We start from the raw sequence: 19,685 nt of genomic DNA, 5'->3' as shown, positions 1-19,685 counted from the left end.
GAATACTGGAGAGGAAAAATGACGGAAAAAATCAAACACACTCAAGCGGATAGAGTGCGAAGTTAAAGTGATTTATTAAGAGTAAGATTTTTTTGGTATTACCAGGACACATCTGCTATCGATTCAAGCAGGGAAGGAAGAGGTGGAGAGTCGATCTGTAAGCCGGGTTTTGTCGAGGACAGTCATTCCTCTACGACGGCCATCACTGGACGCCTCTAGCAACCTACCCGGTTCCGACGCGGGCCACGCCGTATGGAACCCTATTTGGTCTTGCTCCGAGTGGGGTTTACCTAGCCACGGACTGTTGCCAGCCGTGCGGTGCGCTCTTACCGCACCTTTTCACCCTTACCGGCACCGAAGTGCTTAGGCGGTTGTTTTCTGTGGCACTTTCCGTAGGCTCGCGCCTCCCAGGCGTTACCTGGCACTCTGCCCTATGGAGCCCGGACTTTCCTCCCCCGCCCCTTGCGGAACAAAAGACGGCAGCGACTGTCCGATCGACTCTCCGCCGCCAAGGTTACCGGTAGGCGCGCTCAAGAACAAGTGATCTGACAAACAATGCCATTACGCCACTATCGGCGACGCGCTCTAGATCGAGCGCCGCCCGCGCGGCGCTCGGTCTCACAGGCTCCGCAGCGCCAGCGCCGGACACCTCGAGACCATTTACTAATCGGCTTTCTGCTTTTCCAGGGCCAACTGGTAGAGCAGGTTCTTGCGCACCCCGGTGATCTCGGCCGCCAACGCCGCAGCCTTCTTCAGCGGCATCTCGGCCAGCAGCAGATCCAGCACGCGCTGGGCTTCGGCGCTGATTGCCTGCTCACCCTCCGGGGCGCTCCAGCCAGCCACCAGCACCACGCACTCGCCACGCTGCTGGTTGCTGTCGCCCTGCACGAACCCGCGCAACTCAGCCAACGGTAAGCCCTTGAGGGTTTCGAAGGTCTTGCTGATCTCGCGCGCCAGCACGGCCGGGCGCTCACCACCGAACACCGCCTCCATGTCTTCCAGGCACTCCAGGATACGGTGCGGCGCCTCATAGAAGATCAAGGTCCGCGGCTCTTCCTTGACCTGCTCCAGGCGCGCCCGGCGCCCGGCCGCCTTGGCCGGCAGAAAGCCCTCGAAGATGAAGCGGTCCGACGGCAACCCCGCCGCCGACAACGCGGCGATCAACGCGCAGGCACCCGGCACCGGCACCACCTGTACCCCGGCGGCGCGCGCCTGACGCACCAGGTGATAGCCCGGATCGGAAATCAGCGGCGTGCCGGCATCGGACACCAGCGCCACATCGTCACCCGCCAGCAAGCGGGTGATGAAGCGCCCACCCTCGTCGCGCTCGTTGTGCTCATGGCAGGCCGCCAGCGGCGTATCGATGCCGAAGTGCTGCAGCAGGCGCACCGAGTGGCGGGTGTCCTCGGCGGCGATCAGGCTGACCTGGGCCAGCACCTTCAGCGCCCGCGCGCTCATGTCGTCGAGGTTGCCGATGGGCGTGGCCACCACATACAACTTGCCCAACGCGGAATTCGAAACCCCTGCACCATCAGTCACTGCGCACACCTGCTTTCACGGATCAAAGGCCGCCATTGTAGCCCGAGCACCGGCAACAGGGCGCAAAGAACTTCGTCCTGCGCCGCGCGCCAGCCACCTATAGTGAAGGTTCACCGTCGGCAACATCGCGTCGGGCGCGAGGCTTGGGTACAATTGCCGGCCAACTTGATCGAGTAACAGGACCTTTACATGATCGCTTGCCTGCGGCTGCTCACAGCCCTCTGCCTCGCTGCCCTGCTGGCAGCCTGCGCCAGCTCGCCCTCATCCAGCCTGGGCGAACTGCCGCGCACCCCGGACGCCAGCATCGAGCAACTGCTCGACAAGGCGGCTTCCAGCAAGTCCGCCGAGGACGCAGCCCTGCTGCGCCTGAGCGCCGCCGACCTGGCCTACAAGCAGAAGGACTTCCCGCGCGCGGCCCGCATCCTCGAGCAAGTGCAACTGGAGCCACTCAAGCCTGCCCAGCAAGTGTTCGCCTCGACCCTGGCCGCAGAGCTGGCCATGAGCCGCAACCAGCCCAAGGCCGCCTTGACCGCCCTCGCCCACCCCAGCCTGCAGCGGCTCGGCGAACTGCCGGACGAGCAGCAGGCGCGCACCTACAGCGTGCACGCCGCCGCCCTCGAGGCCGACGGCCAGGCCCTGGCCGCCGCCCAGCAGCGCGTGGCACTGAGCCCGCTGCTCAGCGGCCAGGCCGCCGCCAGCAACAATGATGCGATCTGGGCCCTGGTCGCCGCGCTGCCCGCCGAACAGCTGCAGCAGCCGGCCGCCAACGAAACCCTGGCCGGCTGGACCAGCCTGGCCTTCGCCGTGAAAAGCGCCGGCACCCTCGAGCAGCAACAAGCCGCCATCGATACCTGGCGCAACCAGCATCCGCAGCACCCAGCCGCCAAGCAGCTGCCCACCGCGCTGGTCAAGCTCAAGGAACTGGCCAGCCAGCCGCTGACCAAGATTGCCCTGCTGCTGCCCCAGGAAGGCCCGCTGGCCGGTGTCGCCCGCGCCCTGCGCGACGGCTTCATGGCCGCCCACTTCCAGGCCCAGCAAGGTGGCCAGCCGGCGCCGGCGGTGCAGGTGTTCGACAGCTCGCGCATCACCTCCCTCGACGATTTCTACCGCCAGGCCCAGGCCGCCGGCGTGCAACTGGTGGTCGGCCCGCTGGAAAAACCGCTGGTGAAGAAACTCGCCGCCTACCCGCAGTTGCCGATCACCACCCTGGCACTGAACTACGCCGATGCCGGGCAGAAAGCCCCGCCGCAGCTGTTCCAGTTCGGCCTGGCCGCCGAGGACGAAGCCCGCGAAGTGGCCCGCCGCGCCCGCGCCGACGGCATGGTCCGCGCCGTGGCCCTGGTGCCGAGTGGCGAATGGGGCGACCGCGTGCTGGCCGCCTTCCGCCAGGACTGGGAAAGCAACGGCGGCACCCTGCTCGCCGCCGAGCGCATTGCCCAGCCCGTCGCCCTGGCCCAGCAGATTGCCCAGCTGTTCCAGCTGCGCCAAAGCGAAGCCCGAGCCAAGAGCCTGCAGAGCACCGTGGGCGGCAACATCGCCGCGCAACCGTCGCGCCGCCAGGACATCGACTTCATCTTCCTCGCCTCGACCCCGCAGCAGGCCCAGCAGATCAAGCCGACCCTGAACTTCCAGTACGCCGGCGACGTACCGGTCTACGCCACCTCCAACCTGTACAGCGCCAGCGGTGACGTGAACCAGTACAACGACATGAACGGCATCCGCTTCTGCGAAACGCCATGGCTGCTCGACACCAGCAACAGCCTGCGCCAGCAGGTGGTCCAGCAGTGGCCGCAGGCCGCCGGCAGCCTCGGCCGCCTGTACGCCATGGGCGTCGATGCCTACAGCCTGGCGCCGCGCCTGGGCCAGCTCAAGGCCCTGCCGGACAACCGCGTCGAAGGCCTGTCCGGTAGCCTGAGCATGAGCCCGAGCCAGCGCGTGGAACGCCAGCTGCCGTGGGCCGAGTTCGCCGGCGGCCAGGTCAAGCGCCTGCCGGACACCCCGCGCTGATGCCCAGTGCATCGCCCGGTTGCGCCGGCCAAGCCGCTGAAGACCAGGCCCTTGCCTTTCTGCAAGGGCATGGCCTGCAGCTGCTGACGCGCAACTGGCGATGCACCGGTGGCGAGCTCGATCTGGTCATGCTCGATGCCGATACAGTAGTATTCGTCGAAGTCCGCTACCGGTGGCACGCGCAGTTCGGCGGAGCGCTCGGCAGCATCGATGGGCGCAAGCAGCAGCGACTGGCGCTTGCCGCCAACCTTTTCCTGCAGCACGAGCCCCGCTGGGCCGATCAACCCTGCCGCTTCGACATCGTCGCGCTGCAGGGCCAGGGCCATGCCGGGCAACCGCTTCAATGGCTGAAAAACGCCTTCGAATGCTGAACCCTATTCGATTTTTTTGCTCTATGTTTCGCGGGCTGGTCACTGTTGCGCGCCGCGCCAGCCACCGCCCCACTTAAGGTCACACCAGATGGACATGCAATCCCGAATTCGCCGGCTGTTCCAGGCCAGCATCGACACCAAGCAACAGGCAATGGACATCCTGGCACCCCACATCGAGCAGGCCAGCCTGGTCATGGTCAACGCCCTGCTCAGCGACGGCAAGATGCTCGCCTGCGGCAACGGCGGTTCGGCCGGCGATGCCCAGCACTTTTCGTCGGAACTGCTCAACCGCTTCGAGCGCGAGCGCCCGAGCCTGCCGGCCATTGCCCTGACCACCGACAGCTCCACGCTCACCTCGATCGCCAACGACTACAGCTACAACGAAGTGTTCTCCAAGCAGATCCGCGCCCTGGGCCAGCCCGGTGACGTCCTGCTGGCGATCTCCACCAGCGGCAACTCGGCCAACGTGATCCAGGCGATCCAGGCCGCGCACGACCGCGAAATGATTGTCGTCGCCCTGACCGGCCGCGACGGCGGCGGCATGGCCTCGCTGTTGCTGCCCGAGGACGTGGAAATCCGCGTCCCCGCGAGCGTCACCGCGCGCATCCAGGAAGTCCACCTGCTGGCGATCCACTGCCTGTGCGACCTGATCGACAGCCAACTGTTCGGGAGTGAAGAATGATCCCCAAGCGTCTCGGCCTGATGGCCCTCACCCTGTGCCTGGGCCTGTCCGGCTGCAGCTCGGTCCTGACCTCGGCCCGCAACTCGCCGATCGAGGATGACCGCGGCACCCGCACCATCGGCAGCAAGATCGACGACTCGCTGATCGAGACCAAGGTCTCGGTCAACATCGCCAAGGCCAACCCGGACCTGGACAAAGGCTCGCACATCGTCGTCAGCAGCTACAACGGCGTTGTCCTGCTGGCCGGCCAGACCCCGCGCGCCGACCTCAAGTCCCTCGCTGAGCAGACCGCCGGCCAGGTACAGCGGGTCAAGAAAGTGCACAACGAGCTGCAGGTGATGCAGCCCTCGTCGATTCTCGCCCGCAACAACGACGCCTGGCTGACCACCAAGATCAAGACCCAGATGCTGACCGACGAAAACGTCCCCAGCTCGCGGATCAAGGTGATCACCGAAAACGGCATCGTCTACCTGCTCGGCCTGGTGCGCCAGCAAGAGGCCAACGCCGCCACCAACGTGGTGCAGGGCGTGTCGGGCGTGCAGAAGATCGTCAAACTGTTCGAATACATCGATTGACCCTCTCGCCGGCTTGCCGGCGAACCTACCTCACCAGGAAACACCCATGAAGAAGTTGTTGCTGCCCACCCTGCTGATCGGCGCCTTCGCCACCCTGGCCGGCTGCTCCACCCCGAGCGTCATCGTCCTCAACGACGGCCGCGAACTGCAGACCACCGACACCCCGCACTACGACCGCAACTCCGGCTTCTACGAGTTCAAGCAACTCGACGGCAAGCCGACCCGCATCAACAAGGACCAGGTTCAGACCATCAAGGACCTGTAATCGGCACCGCGGCAAAAAAAAGGCGATCCATCCGGATCGCCTTTTTTGTTACTTGACCACCTTCAAACTGGGTCGACCGCTCGGACGCGGCGGCTGGCCACCACCTGGCGGCGGCCCCTGGTCATCCGGCTCGACGCTGTCGTCGACGAGGTCGTCCTCATCATCGTCCAGCGGCGGCTCCAGCTCGAAGACCATGCCCTGGCCGTTCTCCCGGGCATAGATGCCCAGGATCGCGCTGGCGGGCACATAGAGCGAGTGGGCGACACCACCGAAGCGCCCTTCGAAGCTCACCGCCTCGTTGTCCATGTGCAGGTTGCGCACGGCACTGGGCGAGATGTTCAGGACGATCTGGCCATCACTGGCGAAACCTTGTGGCACCTGGACCGCCGGGTATTCGGCATTGACCAGCATATGGGGCGTGCAATCGTTGTCGACGATCCACTCGTACAGCGCGCGAACCAGATAGGGGCGACTGGAGTTCATCAACGGCTCCTCTTAAACCTTGCGCATTTCACGTTCGGCAGCGGACAGGCTCGCCTGGAAAGGCTCGCGGGCGAACTGTCGCTCCATGTATTCCAGCAGCGGCTTGGCCTGCCGCGGCAATTCGATCCCCATCACCGGCAATCGCCAGAGGATGGGCAGTAGACAACAATCGACCAGGCTTTGCTCCTCGCTCATGAAGCACGGCATCTCGCCGAACAACGGTGCCACGCCGGTCAGGCTTTCACGCAGCTCCTTGCGTGCCTGGGCCCGGGCCGCATCGCTGTTGCGCGTATCGAGCACGGTATCGGCCAGGCTGCACCAGTCGCGCTGGATGCGGTGCATCAGCAGGCGGCTGTTGCCACGCGCCACCGGGTAGACCGGCATCAACGCGGGGTGCGGGTAACGCTCCTCGAGGTACTCCATGACCACGGTCGACTCGTACAGCGCCAGGTCGCGGTCGACCAGGGTCGGCAGGCTGCCATAAGGGTTGACCTCGACCAGCTTGGGCGGCAGGCGATCGGCGGCGACATCGATGATCTGCACGGCGACGCCCTTTTCGGCGAGCACCAGGCGAACCCGATGGGAGTAATGATCAGCGGGGTCGGAATAGCAGGCTAACCTGTTGGTTGCGCCCATGTAGCGCCTCCTCGCACGGGATGCTTGTAAAACTATAAATGAAAACGCGCCCGGGGCGGCCCAGCACTCATGCTGGGCCGCCCCGGGCGCGTTCAACTACCAGAAACTACTGCGTGATCAGTGCACGTCCTTCCAGTATTCGCGCTTGAGCAAGTAGGCGAACACGAAGAAGAAAGCCAGGTACAGCAATACATAGGTACCAATGCGCTGGCTTTCCAGTTTGACCGGGTTGGCCGAATAGGCCAGGAAGGTCACCAGGTTCTTGACCTTCTCGTCGAACTGCTCGGCGGTCAGGGTACCGGATTTCTCTTCCACGGTCAGCTGGTCGCACGCCTCATGGGTCAGCGGGCTACCGGTGAGCGGGTCGAACTGCTTCTTGCCATCGACCACGCTCTGCACCTGCTTGCAACCGATCACCTGGTTGCCCTGCAGGCCCACCAGCACGTTCGGCATGCCGACGTTGGGGAAGACCTTGTTGTTCACCCCATACGGCCGCGCCTTGTCTTCATAGAAGCTGCGCAGGTAGGTGTACAGCCAGTCGTTGCCGCGCACCCGGGCGACCAGGGTCAGGTCGGGCGGTGCCGCCCCGAACCAGGTCTTGGCATCGTTGGGCTGCATGCCGATCTTCATGTGGTCGCCAATCTTGGCGCCGGTGAACACCAGGTTGTCGAGCATCAACTCGTGGGGAATGCCCAGGTCGTCGGCCACCCGCTCGTAGCGTTGGAACTTGGCACTGTGGCAACCCATGCAATAGTTGGCGAAGGTGCGCGCGCCATCCTGCATCGCGGCCTTGTCGGTCAGGTCGATGTCGACCTTGTCCAGCTCCAGGCCATGTTCGGCGGCGAACGACAGGCTAGGCATCAGTGTCAGCAAGCATACTGCAATCAACTTTTTCATCAGCCAGTCACCCTTTCCGGAACCGGTTTGGTCTTCTCAAGCCTTGTGTAGAACGGCATCAGCAGGAAGTAGGCGAAGTACAACACCGTGCACACCTGCGACAGCAAGGTACGCCCCGGGGTTGGCGCCAGTACGCCCAGCACGCCAAGGATGACGAAGGACACGCAGAACACCAGCAACCAGATCTTGCTCAGCCAACCCTTGTAGCGCATGGAGCGCACGGGACTGCGGTCGAGCCAGGGCAATACGAACAGCACGGCGATGGCGGCGCCCATGGCGATGACCCCGAACAACTTGTCGGGCACCGCCCGCAGGATCGCGTAGAACGGCGTGAAGTACCACACCGGGGCGATGTGCTCAGGCGTCTTGAAGGCGTTGGCCTGTTCGAAGTTCGGTTTTTCCAGGAAATACCCACCCATTTCCGGGAAGAAGAACACCACGGCGCAGAACACGAAGAGGAACACCACCACCCCGGCGATATCCTTCACGGTGTAGTACGGGTGGAACGGAATGCCATCCAGCGGAATGCCGTTCTCGTCCTTTTTCTTCTTGATGTCCACGCCATCGGGGTTGTTCGACCCCACTTCGTGCAGGGCCAGGATGTGCAGCACCACCAGGCCGAGGATCACGATCGGCAGGGCCACTACGTGCAGGGCGAAGAAGCGGTTCAGGGTGATGCCCGAAATCAGGTAGTCACCACGGATCCACTGGGTCAGGTCGTCGCCGATCACCGGGATGGCGCCGAACAGCGAGATGATCACCTGGGCGCCCCAGTACGACATCTGGCCCCATGGCAGCAGGTAGCCCATGAAGGCCTCGGCCATCAGCGCCAGGTAGATCAGCATGCCGAACAGCCAGACCAGCTCGCGTGGCTTCTGGTAGGAGCCGTAGAGCAGGCCGCGGAACATGTGCAGGTAGACCACGATGAAGAACGCCGAGGCGCCGGTGGAGTGCAGGTAGCGCAGGATCCAGCCGTATTCGACGTCGCGCATGATGTACTCGACCGAGGCGAAGGCCTCTTCCGCCGAGGGGGTGAAACTCATGGTCAGCCACACGCCGGTGACGATCTGGTTGACCAGCACCAGCAGTGCCAGGGAGCCGAAGAAGTACAGGAAGTTGAAGTTCTTGGGCGCGTAATACTTGCTCAGATGGTCTTCCCACATCTTGGTCGCGGGGAAGCGCGCATCGATCCACTCCATGAACTTGCTCATCATGCGTTCTCCTGATCGACGCCGATGACGATGATGTCGTCCGACTCGTACGAGTGCGGTGGCACTGGCAGGTTGAGAGGCGCCGGCTGGGACTTGTAGACGCGGCCGGCGAGGTCGTAGTGCGAGCCGTGGCAAGGGCAGAAGTAGCCGCCCACCCATTTCGGCCCCAGGTCGGCAGGCGCGACTTCCGGACGGAACGTCGGCGAGCAGCCCAGGTGGGTGCACAGGCCGACCAGGATGAGGATCTCCGGCTTGATCGAGCGGACTTGCGGGTCAACGTAGGTCGGTTGCACCGACGCCTTGGATTCCGGGTCGGACAGCTCGCCGGCGATCTTTTTCAGATTGCCGAGGATCTCCTCCGTTCGCCGCACGATGAATACAGGTTGCCCGCGCCATTCAGCTACCATCTGCTGACCGGGCTCGACCTTGGCGATATTGACCTTCACCGGTGCCCCTGCGGCTTTCGCCTTGGCACTGGGAAACCATGACCCCACGAACGGTACCGCTGCCCCCACTGCCCCCGCTGCCCCGACCACGGATGTCGCGGCTACGAGGAAGCGGCGCCGGCCTGCGTTGACGCCGTCATTGCTCATTCAGTCCTCTCCCATCAGCTTGCTTGGCCTGTTTTGAACAGGCATCTACTTAGGTACGTCTGTGGCACTAAAAATTGGCCGCAATGGTAAGGAACAAATCCACACGCTGACAAGGTGATTACCCGCTCGTCGGGCCACAACCCTCGCTTTGCTTGATCTGCGTCTATGCGACAAACGGCCACGGACTAGCAGAGAGGGTAGTTCAAGACATAAAAAAAGCCCGGTTCCAAACTGGAACCGGGCTTTTTTCGACTGCCGAAGCGGTATTAACGCTTGGAGTACTGAGGACGCTTACGCGCTTTACGCAGACCCACTTTCTTACGCTCGACTTCACGAGCGTCGCGGGTGACGTAGCCAGCACGACGCAGGGCGCCACGCAGGGTTTCGTCGTATTCCATCAGGGCGCGGGTGATACCGTGGCGGATCGCACCGGCCTGACCGCTGACACCACCACCGGAAACGGTGACGTAGATGTCGAACTTCTCAACGGTCTCGGTCAGTTCCAGCGGCTGGCGAACAACCATGCGAGCGGTTTCGCGGCCGAAGAACACGTCCAGGGAACGGTTGTTGATGGAGATGTTACCGGTACCAGGACGCAGGAAAACGCGAGCGGTTGCGGTCTTGCGACGGCCAGTGCCGTAGTTTTGAGTCGCCGACATAATGAACTATCCCGTTAGATCTTCAGTTCTTGAGGCTGCTGAGCAGTGTGTGGGTGAGCAGCACCCGCGTACACTTTCAGCTTGCGGTACATGTCGCGACCCAGCGGGTTCTTCGGCAGCATGCCTTTGACCGCGGTTTCGATGACACGCTCAGGGGCCTTGGCGATCAACTTCTCGAAGTTGATTTCCTTGATACCGCCCGGGAAGCCGGAGTGGGAGTAGTACATCTTGTCGGAAGACTTGGCACCAGTCACACGGATTTGCTCGGCGTTGATGACGACGATGTAGTCGCCGGTGTCAACGTGAGGGGTGTATTCTGGCTTGTGCTTGCCACGCAGGCGGCTAGCGATTTCGGTAGCCAGACGACCCAGGGTCTGACCAGCGGCGTCGACTACGAACCACTCGCGCTTTACTGTTTCCGGTTTAGCAGTAAAAGTTTTCATTCTCTAAAGCCTCAGAGGCCGCCCAGCGAAAAATAGACGGCGAATCTTACTGGATAGTGCACAGCTTGCCAAGGGCAAACGCGCAGCCGAACGCTGACGCTTTTGGGGGCTCGGGTCGGGCACGCCAATGTTCGACAAAGGTTCTTCAGTCATGGTGGTGCATCACTTCCGCCACGCGAAGAGCTGCAGAATTATCCAGATTGCACAAGAAATTTCAACCTGCTTTTATGGGCTTCTTTGCCTGGAGCGCTTTTTTGATGGAATACCGCAAGCTCGGCCGCACCGACCTCAACGTCAGCGCCCTGTGCCTGGGCACCATGACCTGGGGCGAACAGAACACCCAGGAACAGGCCTTCGCCCAGATCGCCCTGGCCAAGGCCTGCGGCATCAACTTCATCGACACCGCCGAGATGTACCCGGTGCCGCCACGCCCGGAAACCTACGCCGCCACCGAGCGCATCATCGGCAACTGGTTCGCCGCCAACGGCGACCGCGACGACTGGTTCCTGGCCAGCAAGGTCGCCGGCCCTGGCAACGGCATCAGCCATATCCGCGACGGCCAGCTCAAGCACAATCGCCAGCACATCGTCGCGGCGCTGGAGCAAAGCCTGAAGCGCCTGCAGACCGACCGCATCGACCTGTACCAGCTGCACTGGCCCGAGCGCAGCACCAATTTCTTCGGCAAGCTCGGCTACCAGCACCTGCCCCACGACCTGTTCACGCCGCTGGAAGAAACCCTGGAGGTGCTCGACGAACAGGTGCGCGCCGGCAAGATCCGCCATATCGGCCTGTCCAACGAAACCCCGTGGGGCACGATGAAGTTCCTGCACCTGGCCGAAACCCGCGGCTGGCCACGCGCGGTGTCGATCCAGAACCCCTACAACCTGCTCAACCGCAGCTTCGAAGTGGGCCTGGCCGAGGTGGCGATTCGTGAACAGTGCGGGCTGCTGGCCTACTCGCCGCTGGCCTTCGGCATGCTGTCGGGCAAGTACGAGAACGGCGCCCGCCCGGCGCAAGGCCGCCTGACCCTGTTCAGCCGCTTCGCCCGCTATTCCAACCCGCAGACCGTGGCGGCCTGCAGCCGCTATGTGCAACTGGCCCGCGAGCACGGGCTGGACCCGGCGCAGATGGCCCTGGCGTTCGTCACCCGCCAGCCATTCGTCACCAGCAACATCATCGGCGCGACCAGCATCGAGCAGTTGCAGAGCAATATCGACAGCCAGGCACTGAACCTGGGCGACGAGCTGCTGGCGGCAATCGAGGCGCTGCATCAGGAGCAGCCGAACCCGGCGCCCTGAGCCGAGGCCCGCTCCTGCACGGGCGTGGCAGCGGGCTTGCCCGGCGATGGGGAATACGGGGTAGACACAATCGCCAAAAAATAAGACGATCCAGCCGGTGATTGACCACTCTACCCTATAAGAACAATGACAATGATGTTTACCCAACCCTCCGCGTCCTTGCGGCGCGTCAGCATCCTGGCCATTGATAAAGTGTTCGCCTCGACACTGATGCAGGCCAAGGATTTCTTCCACCTGGCCAGCCTGCGCTACAGCAAGCAGCTGGGCCTGGGCCTGCAGCCGATGTTCGAGATCGGCCTGGTGAGCCCGGACGGCCTGCCCGTGGACAGTTTCAGCAACGTACAACTACCGGTCGACGGCGGCCTGGACGATGCCGACGTGATCATTCTCCCGGCGTTCTGGGACGACTTCGACAACCTCCTGCAACGCTACCCGCAGGTACTGCCCTGGCTGCGCGAGCAGCATGCCCGTGGCGCGGTGCTGTGCGCCGAGGCCAGCGGGGTGTTCTGGCTGGCCGAGTCGGGCCTGCTCGACGGCAAGGAGGCGACCACCTACTGGCGCTTCTTCGCCAGTTTCGCCGAGCGCTACCCGAAGATCCGCCTCAACCAGGACAAGCACCTGACCGACGCCGACAACCTGTACTGCGCCGGCGGCACCACCTCGGCCTGCGACCTGTACATCTACCTGATCGAGCGCTTCTGCGGGGCGAACGTCGCCCGGGCGGTGGCCCGCGACATCCTCTACGAGGTACAGCGCAGCTACACGCCCGGGCGCATGGGTTTCGGCGGCCAGAAGCTGCACCAGGACCTGATCATCCTGCAGATCCAGCACTGGCTCGAGGAGCACTTCGCCGACAAGTTCCGCTTCGAGGACGTGGCGCGCAACCACGGCATGAGCATCCGCAACTTCATGCGCAGGTTCCAGAGCGCCACCGGCGACAAGCCGCTGCACTATTTGCAGCGCCTGCGCATCGAGACCGCCAAGGGCCTGCTGTCGAGCACCCGCAAGAGCATCAAGACCATCAGCTACGAGGTCGGCTACGACGACGCGAGCTTCTTCGCCCGCTTGTTCCGCCAGCACACGGAGTTGTCGCCGAACCAGTATCGGCAGCAGTTCATGCAGGAAGCTTGAGGCATTGGGGCTGCTTTGCAGCCCTTTCGCGACACAAGGCCGCGCCTACAGAAGTCACGCGATCCCTGTAGGAGCGGCCTTGTGTCGCGAAAGGGCCGCAAAGCGGCCCCAGATTCTTAAGGCTTGTGCGCCCGCGACAGGAACTCGTGGGACTGCATCTCCAGCAACCGGCTGAGCGTGCGCTGGAACTCGAAGCTCAGGCGACCACCGGTATACAGGTCCTTGAGCTCCACCTCGGCCGAGATGATCAGCTTCACGTTACGGTCGTAGAACTCGTCGACCATGTTGATGAAGCGCCGGGCGATGTCGTCGGTGGTCACGCCCATCTGCTCGACGTTGCTCAGCAGCACGGCGTGGAAGATCTTGCCCAGCTCGATGTAATCGTTCTGGCTGCGCGGCCCGTCGCACAGGGCGCGGAAGTCGAACCAGGCGACGTCGTCACAGGTGCGCAGGGCGTGGATCGGACGGTTCTCGATCATCAGCACGTCGTTGTCGACGGCCTGGGTGCACTCGGGGGTCAGTGCCTTGAAGCTGGCGCGCATGCTTTGGTGCGCCGCCTCGTTGAGCGGGAAGTGGAACAGCTCGGCCTGCTCCAGGTGGCGCAGGCGGTAGTCCACGCCGCTGTCGACGTTCACCACGTCGGTGTACTGCTTGATCATGGCGATGGCTGGCAGGAAGCGCGCGCGCTGCAGGCCGTCCTTGTACAGGCCGTCCGGCACGATGTTGGAAGTCGCCACCAGCGACACGCCGTTCTTGAACAGCTCTTCCATCAGGGTGCCGAGGATCATGGCGTCGGTGATGTCGGAGACGAAGAACTCGTCGAAGCAGATCACCTTGGCTTCGTCGCTGAAGCGCTTGGCGATGATGGTCAGCGGGTTCTTCTCGCCCTTGAGGGTCTTCATTTCCTCGTGGACACGCTTCATGAAGCGGTGGAAGTGCGTGCGCATCTTCTGCTTGAACGGCAGCGCTTCGTAGAAGGTATCGACCAGGTAGGTCTTGCCTCGCCCTACCCCGCCCCAGAAGTACAGGCCCTTGACCGGCGTCTGTTCCTTCTTGCCGAACAGCTTGCCGAACACGCCCGGCTTGTTGTTCTGCGCGCGCACCAGGTCGTCGTACAGGCGCTGCAGGTGGCGCACCGCAGTTTCCTGCGCCGCGTCATGGAAGAAGTCGGGACGTTTCAGATCTGCTTGATAGCGTTCTAGAGGAGTCATGATTTCGTTAGCGAGGCAACAAAAAACGGGCCGTCACTGTAGCGACAGGCCCGCCTGATGGCAATGATACATGCGACCACTTGCCTCATTACCTGAGAAGGCAAGCACTCCACGTCGCCTGTAGGAGCGGCCTTGTGTCGCGAAAGGGCCGCAAAGCGGCCCCGACAGTTGCGCATGAAACAAAAAATCCCGGGGCCGCTACGCGCCCCTTTCGCGACACAAGGCCGCTCCTACAGGGCAGGCGCTCAGTCCTGCTGCGGCGCCAGGGCCTCGCGCAAGCTCGCGATGGCCGCGTCACGGGCTTCGGCGCTCTCGAACTGCGGCCCTTCGGCGACCTGCTCGCCTTCCAGCCACAGGCTGAAGCTCAAGCCCTCGACCCGTACATCGGCCTCGCCAGCTTGCTGCAGTTGTTTGCTCACGGCACCGGCGCTCTTGCCATCGGCGAAGCTGCGCGACAGCAGCAGTTGCTCGCCATCGGCAGCCAGCAGGCGGAAGCGGAAACTGCCGTCCTCGTCGCGGAAGCTGACGAAACGGGCGCTCTTGGCGGCCTTCTTCTTCACTTCAGCGCTGGCCTGCACGGCCGTGCGGAACGAACGCAGGCCCACCGCCTCGCGCAATTGCTCGAGGAACGGCGTGGCGATCTTGCGCGCCTTGGCAGCGCCGGCCAGGAGGATGTCTTCCAGGTCAGAGGGGCGTGCGATCAACTGATGGTAGTGCTCGCGCTTTTCGGCCAGCTGGCCGTCGAGCAACTGGAACAGGCGCTGCTTGGCCTCGCCCCAACCCAGCCCCTGCAGCAGCTCGTCGCGGAACGCGGCGGACTGCGCTGGCGTCGAGAACGCCTGGAACAAGGTGAACAGGTGCGAATTGTCCGGGTCCTTCGCCTCGCCCGGGGCGCGGGAGTCGGTGACGATGCGCGAGATCGCATCCTTCATGTCCTTGGCGCTGGTGAACAACGGAATGGTGTTGTCATAGCTCTTGGACATCTTGCGACCGTCCAGGCCCGGCAGGGTCGCCACGGTTTCCTCGATGACCGCCTCGGGCAGGGCGAAGAAGTCCTTGCCCTGGCCGAACAGGTGGTTGAAGCGCTGGCCGATGTCGCGGGCCATTTCCACGTGCTGGATCTGGTCGCGTCCGACCGGCACCTTGTGCGCGTTGAACATCAGGATGTCGGCGGCCATCAGTACCGGGTAGCTGAACAGGCCCATGCTCACGCCGGCGTCCGGGTCTTCGCCGGCCTCGACGTTCTTGTCCACCGAGGCCTTGTAGGCGTGGGCGCGGTTGAGCAGGCCCTTGGCCGCGACACAGGTCAGCAGCCAGGTCAGTTCGGGAATCTCGGGGATGTCGGACTGCCGGTAGAAGGTCACCTTGTCCGGGTCCAGGCCACCGGCCAGCCAGGTGGCGGCGATTTCCAGGCGCGAACGCTGGATGCGCAGCGGGTCGTCGCACTTGATCAGGGCGTGGTAGTCGGCCAGGAAGTAGAACGAGTCGGCACCGGGCTGCTGGCTGGCGAGGATGGCCGGGCGGATGGCGCCGGCGTAGTTGCCCAGGTGCGGGGTGCCGGTGGTGGTGATACCGGTGAGAATGCGCGTGGTCATGGGTGTTCGCTTATTCAGGCTTGGCTCAGTTCGAAAGGCGCGGCAGCAGCAGATCCTTCAGATCGGTCAGCTTGCCATGGAAGAAGTGTCCGCATTCTGCCACTTTCAGCAGCTCATGGGGACGCGACAGGGCCTCGGACCAGTCGTAGACCAGCTGCGGGGCGACCACTTCGTCGCTGTCCGGCTGGATGATAGTGAGCGTGGCGCGCTCGGGCAGAGGGAACTGCTCGGTCAGGCGCATCACCGCCGGGGCGATCATGAACAGTTGTTGCAATTCGACGCCCTCGCCCTCCAGGCGTCCGGCCAGGCTGGTGGCGACGAAACCGCCGAAGGAGAACCCCATCAGCACCAGGGGCAGCTCGGGGTGCTGTTCACGCAGCCAGGCCGCTACCGCCTCGGCGTCGTCTACCTCGCCGGCGCCCATGTCATGGCTGCCAGCGCTCTGGCCGACGCCCCGGTAGTTGAAGCGCAAGGTGACGTAGCCGGCATCGCGAGCGGTGCGTTGCAGGGTCGAGACCACCTTGTTGAGCATGGTGCCGCCCTGGACCGGGTTGGGGTGGCAGATCAGCACCGCGCCGCGGGCGTCGGCCACGTCCAGGTACAAGGCTTCCAGCTGACCGCACGGGCCATCGATGAACAAGGGTGTTTCGCGGATAAGCAAGGCACTACTCCGTGACCTCGGGAAGGGTCGACTCGTCTAGCTGAGGAATTCTGTTCTGATTTGCGATCGCTCGCGGTATACAGCGCAGGTCTGAGCCGTTAACGTAAAGCAAAGCCGTTTATAGAGGAAGGACTCGTGGAACACTCGCTCCTTGTTTGGTTGCTGCCGACCCTGGCCCTGGTTGTCGGCGTGGTCGTCGGTTTCGCGCTGGCCCGCCTGCTGCCCAATGCGGCACCGAGCAACACCCAACGCCAGCTGGATGACATCCAGCAGCGTTTCGACAATTACCAGAACGAAGTGGTGACCCACTTCAACAGCACCGCTTCGCTGGTCAAGAAGCTGACCCAGAGCTACCAGGACGTCCAGGATCACCTGGCCGATGGCGCCAACCGCCTGGCCCTGGACGAGCTGACCCGCCAGCGCCTGCTGGCCGCGCTGCATTCGGACGCCGCGCAAGGTCCGCGCGACCGCCTGACGCCGCCCAAGGACACCGCCGAAGTGCCACGCGACTATGCGCCCAAAGCGCCGAACTCGCCGGGCATGCTCGACGAGAGCTACGGGCTCAAGCGTTAAACAAAAGGCCTCGCAAGAGGCCTTTTTTTGTACCGCAGTCCAGACCGTAGGAGCCAGCCTTGCTGGCGAAGCAGGCATCGCGGTACCGACAAGCAAGGCTGCGCCTTGCGTTCGCCGGCAAGCCGGCTCCTGCAGGTGTTGCGTAGTCAGCGATACCAAGGTGCAGCATCATCCGTGATCGAATAGCGCGCCCTGGCGTGTGCCACCACCTGCTCGGGCAACTGCCCCTGGCGAACCAGGCTGTACAACGCCGCCATCACCACCGCGTAACGGTCCACCTCGAAGAACCGCCGCAACTGCTGCCGCGTATCGCTGCGCCCGAAGCCATCGGTGCCCAGGGTGATGTAGGGGGCGCCGACATACTCGGCAATCAATTGCGGCCAGGCGCGCACATAGTCGCTCGCCGCGATCACCGGTGCATCGCCGGGCAGGCAGCCACGCAGATGGCAATCTTCCTCGCCGCCCGCCAGCGCAACCCGTCGCGCATCCCGGGCGTCGCGCGCCAGTTCGCTGAAGCTGGTGACGCTGAACACCTCGCAATCGACCTGCCAGTCGTTCGCCAGCAACTCGCCCGCCGCGATCACCTCGCGCAGGATCGTGCCCGAGCCCAACAAACGCACCTGGCCGAGCGGGCGCTGCGCCTGCTGCCGGGTGTACAGATACATGCCACGCAACACGGCCTCCCGCGCGCCATCGGGCAACGATGGCTGTGCATAGTTTTCGTTCATCACCGCCACATAGTGGAATTCGTCGCACTGCTCCACCAGCATGCGCCGCGCGGCATGGTCGAGGATCACCGCCAGCTCGCCGGCGAAACAAGGGTCCCAGGCCCGGCAGTTGGGCACCATCGAAGCCATCACCAGGCTGGAGCCGTCCTGGTGCTGCAGCCCTTCCCCACCCAGGGTGGTGCGTCCGGCGGTGGCGCCCAGCAACAACCCGCGGGCACGCTGGTCGGCGGCGGCCCAGATCAGGTCGCCGACCCGCTGGAAACCGAACATCGAGTAATAGATGTACACCGGCAACATCGGTTCGCCATGCACCGCGTAGGCGGTGGCCGCCGCGATCCAGGAAGACAGCGCCCCGGCCTCGGTGATGCCCTCCTCCAGCAGCTGGCCGTCGCGCGCCTCCTTGTAGACCAGCAACGAGCCGGCGTCCTCGGGTTCGTAGCGCTGCCCCTGGGGGGCATAGATGCCGATCTGGCGGAACAGGCTGGCCATGCCGAAGGTGCGCGCCTCGTCGGCGACGATCGGCACCACCCGCGGCCCCAGGCCCGGCGCCTTCAGCCAGTTGCCTAGCAGGCGCACGGCAGCCATGGTGGTGGACATCTGCTTGCCGTCGGCGTGCAAGGCAAAGCCGGCGAAGGCCTGCAGGTCCGGCAAGGGCAGTGTCTCGCAATCGGTGCGCCGCTTTGGCAATGGCCCCCCCAGGGCTGCGCGGCGCTGGCGCAGGTAGCGCATTTCCGGGCTGTCCTCGGCCGGGCGATAGAACTGCAACTGCTCCACCGCCTGGTCCGACAGCGGCAGGCGAAAACGATCGCGGAACGCCAGCAACGCCTGCACGTCGAGCTTCTTGGCCTGATGCGCGGTCATCCGCGATTCACCGGCACTGCTCATGCCGTAGCCCTTCTTGGTCTTGGCCAGGATCACCGTCGGCCGGCCCTTGCACGCCTTGGCGGCGGCATAGGCGGCGTGCAGCTTGCGAAAATCATGGCCGCCGCGCTTGAGCGCGTTGATTTCGTCGGTGCTCATGTGCGCCACCAGGCGCTGCAAGGCCGGGTGCTGCTTGAAGAAATGCTCGAGGTTGTAGCTGCCGTCCTTGGCGCCAAGGGTCTGGAACTGGCCGTCCGGGGTCGCCGCCAGCTGACGCAGCAGCGCATGCTCGTGGTCGCGGGCGAACAGCGGGTCCCATTCCGAGCCCCACAGCACCTTGATCACATTCCAGCCGGCGCCACTGAACAGCGCTTCCAGCTCCTGGATGATCTGGCCATTGCCGCGCACCGGGCCGTCCAGCCGTTGCAGGTTGCAGTTGACGATGAACGTCAGGTTGTCCAGCCCTTCGCGCGCAGCCAGGGTCAGGCCGGCGATGGATTCCGGCTCGTCCATCTCGCCGTCGCCGAACACGCCCCACACATGCCGCCGCGAGGTGTCGAGCAGGCCACGGTGCTGCAGGTAGCGCATGAAGCGCGCCTGGTAGATCGCGTTGAGCGGGCCGATGCCCATGGAGCCGGTGGGGAACTGCCAGAAGCCGGGCATCAGCCAAGGGTGTGGATAAGAGCACAGGCCGTTGCCGGCGACTTCCTGGCGGTAGTTGGCCAGTTGCGCCTCGTCCAGGCGCCCCTCGAGAAACGCCCGGGCATAAATGCCCGGTGCCGAATGCGGCTGGAAGAACACCAGGTCGGCGCTGCGCCCCGGCCCGTCGCCTTCGCCGCGAAAGAAATGCTGGAAGCCGACCTCGAAGAGCTCCGCCGCCGAGGCGTAGCTGGCAATGTGTCCGCCCAGCTCGCCATAGGCGTGGTTGGCGCGCACCACCATGGCCAGGGCGTTCCAGCGCAGGATGCTGGTAATGCGCTGGTCCAGCTCCAGGTCACCGGGGTAGGCGCCCTGCTGCTCCACCGCCAGGGTGTTGCGATAGGCCGAGAAGGCCTGGGCCTCGCGCGCCAGGCCCAACTCCAGGGCGTGGGCCTGCAAACGCTGCAACAGATACCGCGCGCGCGTCGGCCCGCAGTGGACCAGGGTCGATTCCAACGCCTGGCACCATTCCGCCGTTTCCCCGGGGTCACTGTCCAGGGCCTGGTCCAGGGCCGTCAGCGGCTCGTTCGGATTCATCATCGCTACCATCGCTCAAGCCTCGTGCGT

The 19,685-nt window shown here is 64.1% G+C and carries 20 protein-coding genes and 1 other RNA gene; 8 read left to right on the top strand and 13 right to left on the bottom strand.

Annotated features, from left to right (window positions below):
* Nucleotides 1–142 precede the first annotated feature (142 nt).
* An RNA gene (rnpB, locus tag KSS95_RS07670) (RNase P RNA component class A) lies at nucleotides 143–502 on the bottom strand.
* A gap of 161 nt (nucleotides 503–663) precedes the next feature.
* Complete coding sequence (rsmI, locus tag KSS95_RS07665) at nucleotides 664–1,539, bottom strand: 16S rRNA (cytidine(1402)-2'-O)-methyltransferase (RefSeq protein WP_217853003.1); 876 nt, start codon at nucleotides 1,537–1,539, stop codon at nucleotides 664–666.
* A gap of 189 nt (nucleotides 1,540–1,728) precedes the next feature.
* On the opposite strand from rsmI, the gene KSS95_RS07660 reads away from it, so the two are divergent.
* The 5 genes from KSS95_RS07660 (at nucleotide 1,729) to KSS95_RS07640 (ending at nucleotide 5,439) form a co-directional block, all read left to right on the top strand.
* Nucleotides 1,729–3,546 carry a penicillin-binding protein activator gene (locus KSS95_RS07660; protein ID WP_217853001.1) on the top strand — a complete coding sequence of 606 codons (1,818 nt, stop codon included), beginning with the start codon at nucleotides 1,729–1,731 and terminating at the stop codon, nucleotides 3,544–3,546.
* Nucleotides 3,546–3,917 (top strand): YraN family protein, encoded by a 372-nt coding sequence (locus tag KSS95_RS07655; protein ID WP_217852999.1) that lies wholly within the window; start codon nucleotides 3,546–3,548, stop codon nucleotides 3,915–3,917. The genes KSS95_RS07660 and KSS95_RS07655 overlap by 1 nt, the downstream gene beginning before the upstream one ends.
* An 88-nt stretch (nucleotides 3,918–4,005) precedes the next feature.
* Nucleotides 4,006–4,599, top strand: coding sequence for a phosphoheptose isomerase (locus KSS95_RS07650; protein ID WP_217852997.1), 594 nt, complete (start codon nucleotides 4,006–4,008; stop codon nucleotides 4,597–4,599).
* Nucleotides 4,596–5,174 carry a BON domain-containing protein gene (locus KSS95_RS07645; RefSeq protein WP_134691081.1) on the top strand — a complete coding sequence of 193 codons (579 nt, stop codon included), beginning with the start codon at nucleotides 4,596–4,598 and terminating at the stop codon, nucleotides 5,172–5,174. The genes KSS95_RS07650 and KSS95_RS07645 overlap by 4 nt, the downstream gene beginning before the upstream one ends.
* Before the next feature lie 46 nt (nucleotides 5,175–5,220).
* On the top strand, nucleotides 5,221–5,439 hold the full coding sequence (locus KSS95_RS07640) for a YgdI/YgdR family lipoprotein (RefSeq protein ID WP_186661581.1): 219 nt from the start codon (nucleotides 5,221–5,223) through the stop codon (nucleotides 5,437–5,439).
* 48 nt (nucleotides 5,440–5,487) lie between these two features.
* On the opposite strand, the gene KSS95_RS07635 is transcribed toward KSS95_RS07640, so the two are convergent.
* From KSS95_RS07635 to rplM, 7 genes are all read right to left on the bottom strand, one after another.
* The gene (locus tag KSS95_RS07635) at nucleotides 5,488–5,922 is read right to left on the bottom strand and encodes a ClpXP protease specificity-enhancing factor (protein ID WP_217852995.1); all 435 of its coding nucleotides are present in this window, start codon (nucleotides 5,920–5,922) and stop codon (nucleotides 5,488–5,490) included.
* Between the two features lie 12 nt (nucleotides 5,923–5,934).
* The gene (locus tag KSS95_RS07630) at nucleotides 5,935–6,558 is read right to left on the bottom strand and encodes a glutathione S-transferase N-terminal domain-containing protein (RefSeq protein WP_217852994.1); all 624 of its coding nucleotides are present in this window, start codon (nucleotides 6,556–6,558) and stop codon (nucleotides 5,935–5,937) included.
* 117 nt (nucleotides 6,559–6,675) lie between these two features.
* Complete coding sequence (locus KSS95_RS07625; RefSeq protein WP_217852992.1) at nucleotides 6,676–7,455, bottom strand: cytochrome c1; 780 nt, start codon at nucleotides 7,453–7,455, stop codon at nucleotides 6,676–6,678.
* Entirely contained in the window at nucleotides 7,455–8,666 is a 1,212-nt protein-coding gene (locus KSS95_RS07620) for a cytochrome b (protein ID WP_046857021.1), read from the bottom strand. Before KSS95_RS07620 ends, KSS95_RS07625 begins: the two co-directional genes overlap by 1 nt.
* Nucleotides 8,666–9,259 (bottom strand): ubiquinol-cytochrome c reductase iron-sulfur subunit, encoded by a 594-nt coding sequence (gene petA / locus KSS95_RS07615; protein WP_217852990.1) that lies wholly within the window; start codon nucleotides 9,257–9,259, stop codon nucleotides 8,666–8,668. The genes KSS95_RS07620 and petA overlap by 1 nt, the downstream gene beginning before the upstream one ends.
* A 266-nt stretch (nucleotides 9,260–9,525) precedes the next feature.
* Entirely contained in the window at nucleotides 9,526–9,918 is a 393-nt protein-coding gene (gene rpsI / locus KSS95_RS07610; RefSeq protein ID WP_003260797.1) for a 30S ribosomal protein S9, read from the bottom strand.
* Between the two features lie 14 nt (nucleotides 9,919–9,932).
* Nucleotides 9,933–10,361 (bottom strand): 50S ribosomal protein L13, encoded by a 429-nt coding sequence (rplM, locus tag KSS95_RS07605; RefSeq protein ID WP_008097538.1) that lies wholly within the window; start codon nucleotides 10,359–10,361, stop codon nucleotides 9,933–9,935.
* A 257-nt stretch (nucleotides 10,362–10,618) separates the two neighbouring features.
* Between rplM and KSS95_RS07600 the strand changes: the two genes are divergently transcribed.
* Both KSS95_RS07600 and KSS95_RS07595 read left to right on the top strand, forming a co-directional pair.
* The gene (locus KSS95_RS07600; protein WP_217852988.1) at nucleotides 10,619–11,659 is read left to right on the top strand and encodes an NADP(H)-dependent aldo-keto reductase; all 1,041 of its coding nucleotides are present in this window, start codon (nucleotides 10,619–10,621) and stop codon (nucleotides 11,657–11,659) included.
* Nucleotides 11,660–11,893: 234 nt separating this feature from the next.
* Entirely contained in the window at nucleotides 11,894–12,790 is an 897-nt protein-coding gene (locus KSS95_RS07595) for a GlxA family transcriptional regulator (RefSeq protein ID WP_217853946.1), read from the top strand.
* A 116-nt stretch (nucleotides 12,791–12,906) separates the two neighbouring features.
* Here the strand turns inward: KSS95_RS07595 and zapE are convergent, their stop codons facing one another.
* The 3 genes from zapE to KSS95_RS07580 all read right to left on the bottom strand — a co-directional run bounded on the left by zapE (nucleotide 12,907) and on the right by KSS95_RS07580 (nucleotide 16,257).
* Nucleotides 12,907–14,001, bottom strand: a complete 1,095-nt coding sequence (gene zapE, locus KSS95_RS07590; protein WP_217852986.1) for a cell division protein ZapE — start codon at nucleotides 13,999–14,001, stop codon at nucleotides 12,907–12,909.
* 245 nt (nucleotides 14,002–14,246) lie between these two features.
* Nucleotides 14,247–15,596: a tryptophan--tRNA ligase gene (locus KSS95_RS07585; protein ID WP_217852984.1), complete on the bottom strand. Its 1,350-nt coding sequence runs from the start codon at nucleotides 15,594–15,596 to the stop codon at nucleotides 14,247–14,249.
* Nucleotides 15,597–15,621: 25 nt separating this feature from the next.
* Complete coding sequence (locus tag KSS95_RS07580; RefSeq protein ID WP_217852982.1) at nucleotides 15,622–16,257, bottom strand: alpha/beta hydrolase; 636 nt, start codon at nucleotides 16,255–16,257, stop codon at nucleotides 15,622–15,624.
* Between the two features lie 135 nt (nucleotides 16,258–16,392).
* Here KSS95_RS07580 and KSS95_RS07575 point away from each other — a divergent pair, with 135 nt between their 5' ends.
* Nucleotides 16,393–16,830 carry a Z-ring associated ZapG family protein gene (locus tag KSS95_RS07575; protein WP_217852980.1) on the top strand — a complete coding sequence of 146 codons (438 nt, stop codon included), beginning with the start codon at nucleotides 16,393–16,395 and terminating at the stop codon, nucleotides 16,828–16,830.
* A gap of 146 nt (nucleotides 16,831–16,976) precedes the next feature.
* Here the strand turns inward: KSS95_RS07575 and mdeB are convergent, their stop codons facing one another.
* The gene (gene mdeB / locus KSS95_RS07570) at nucleotides 16,977–19,667 is read right to left on the bottom strand and encodes an alpha-ketoglutarate dehydrogenase (protein ID WP_217852978.1); all 2,691 of its coding nucleotides are present in this window, start codon (nucleotides 19,665–19,667) and stop codon (nucleotides 16,977–16,979) included.
* Nucleotides 19,668–19,685 lie beyond the last annotated feature (18 nt).

Origin of the sequence: Pseudomonas muyukensis, assembly GCF_019139535.1 — a bacterium.
Taxonomy (GTDB): domain Bacteria; phylum Pseudomonadota; class Gammaproteobacteria; order Pseudomonadales; family Pseudomonadaceae; genus Aquipseudomonas; species Aquipseudomonas muyukensis.
Note: the sequence above shows the minus strand (reverse complement) of the source record. Positions and strands in the feature narration are given on the sequence as shown.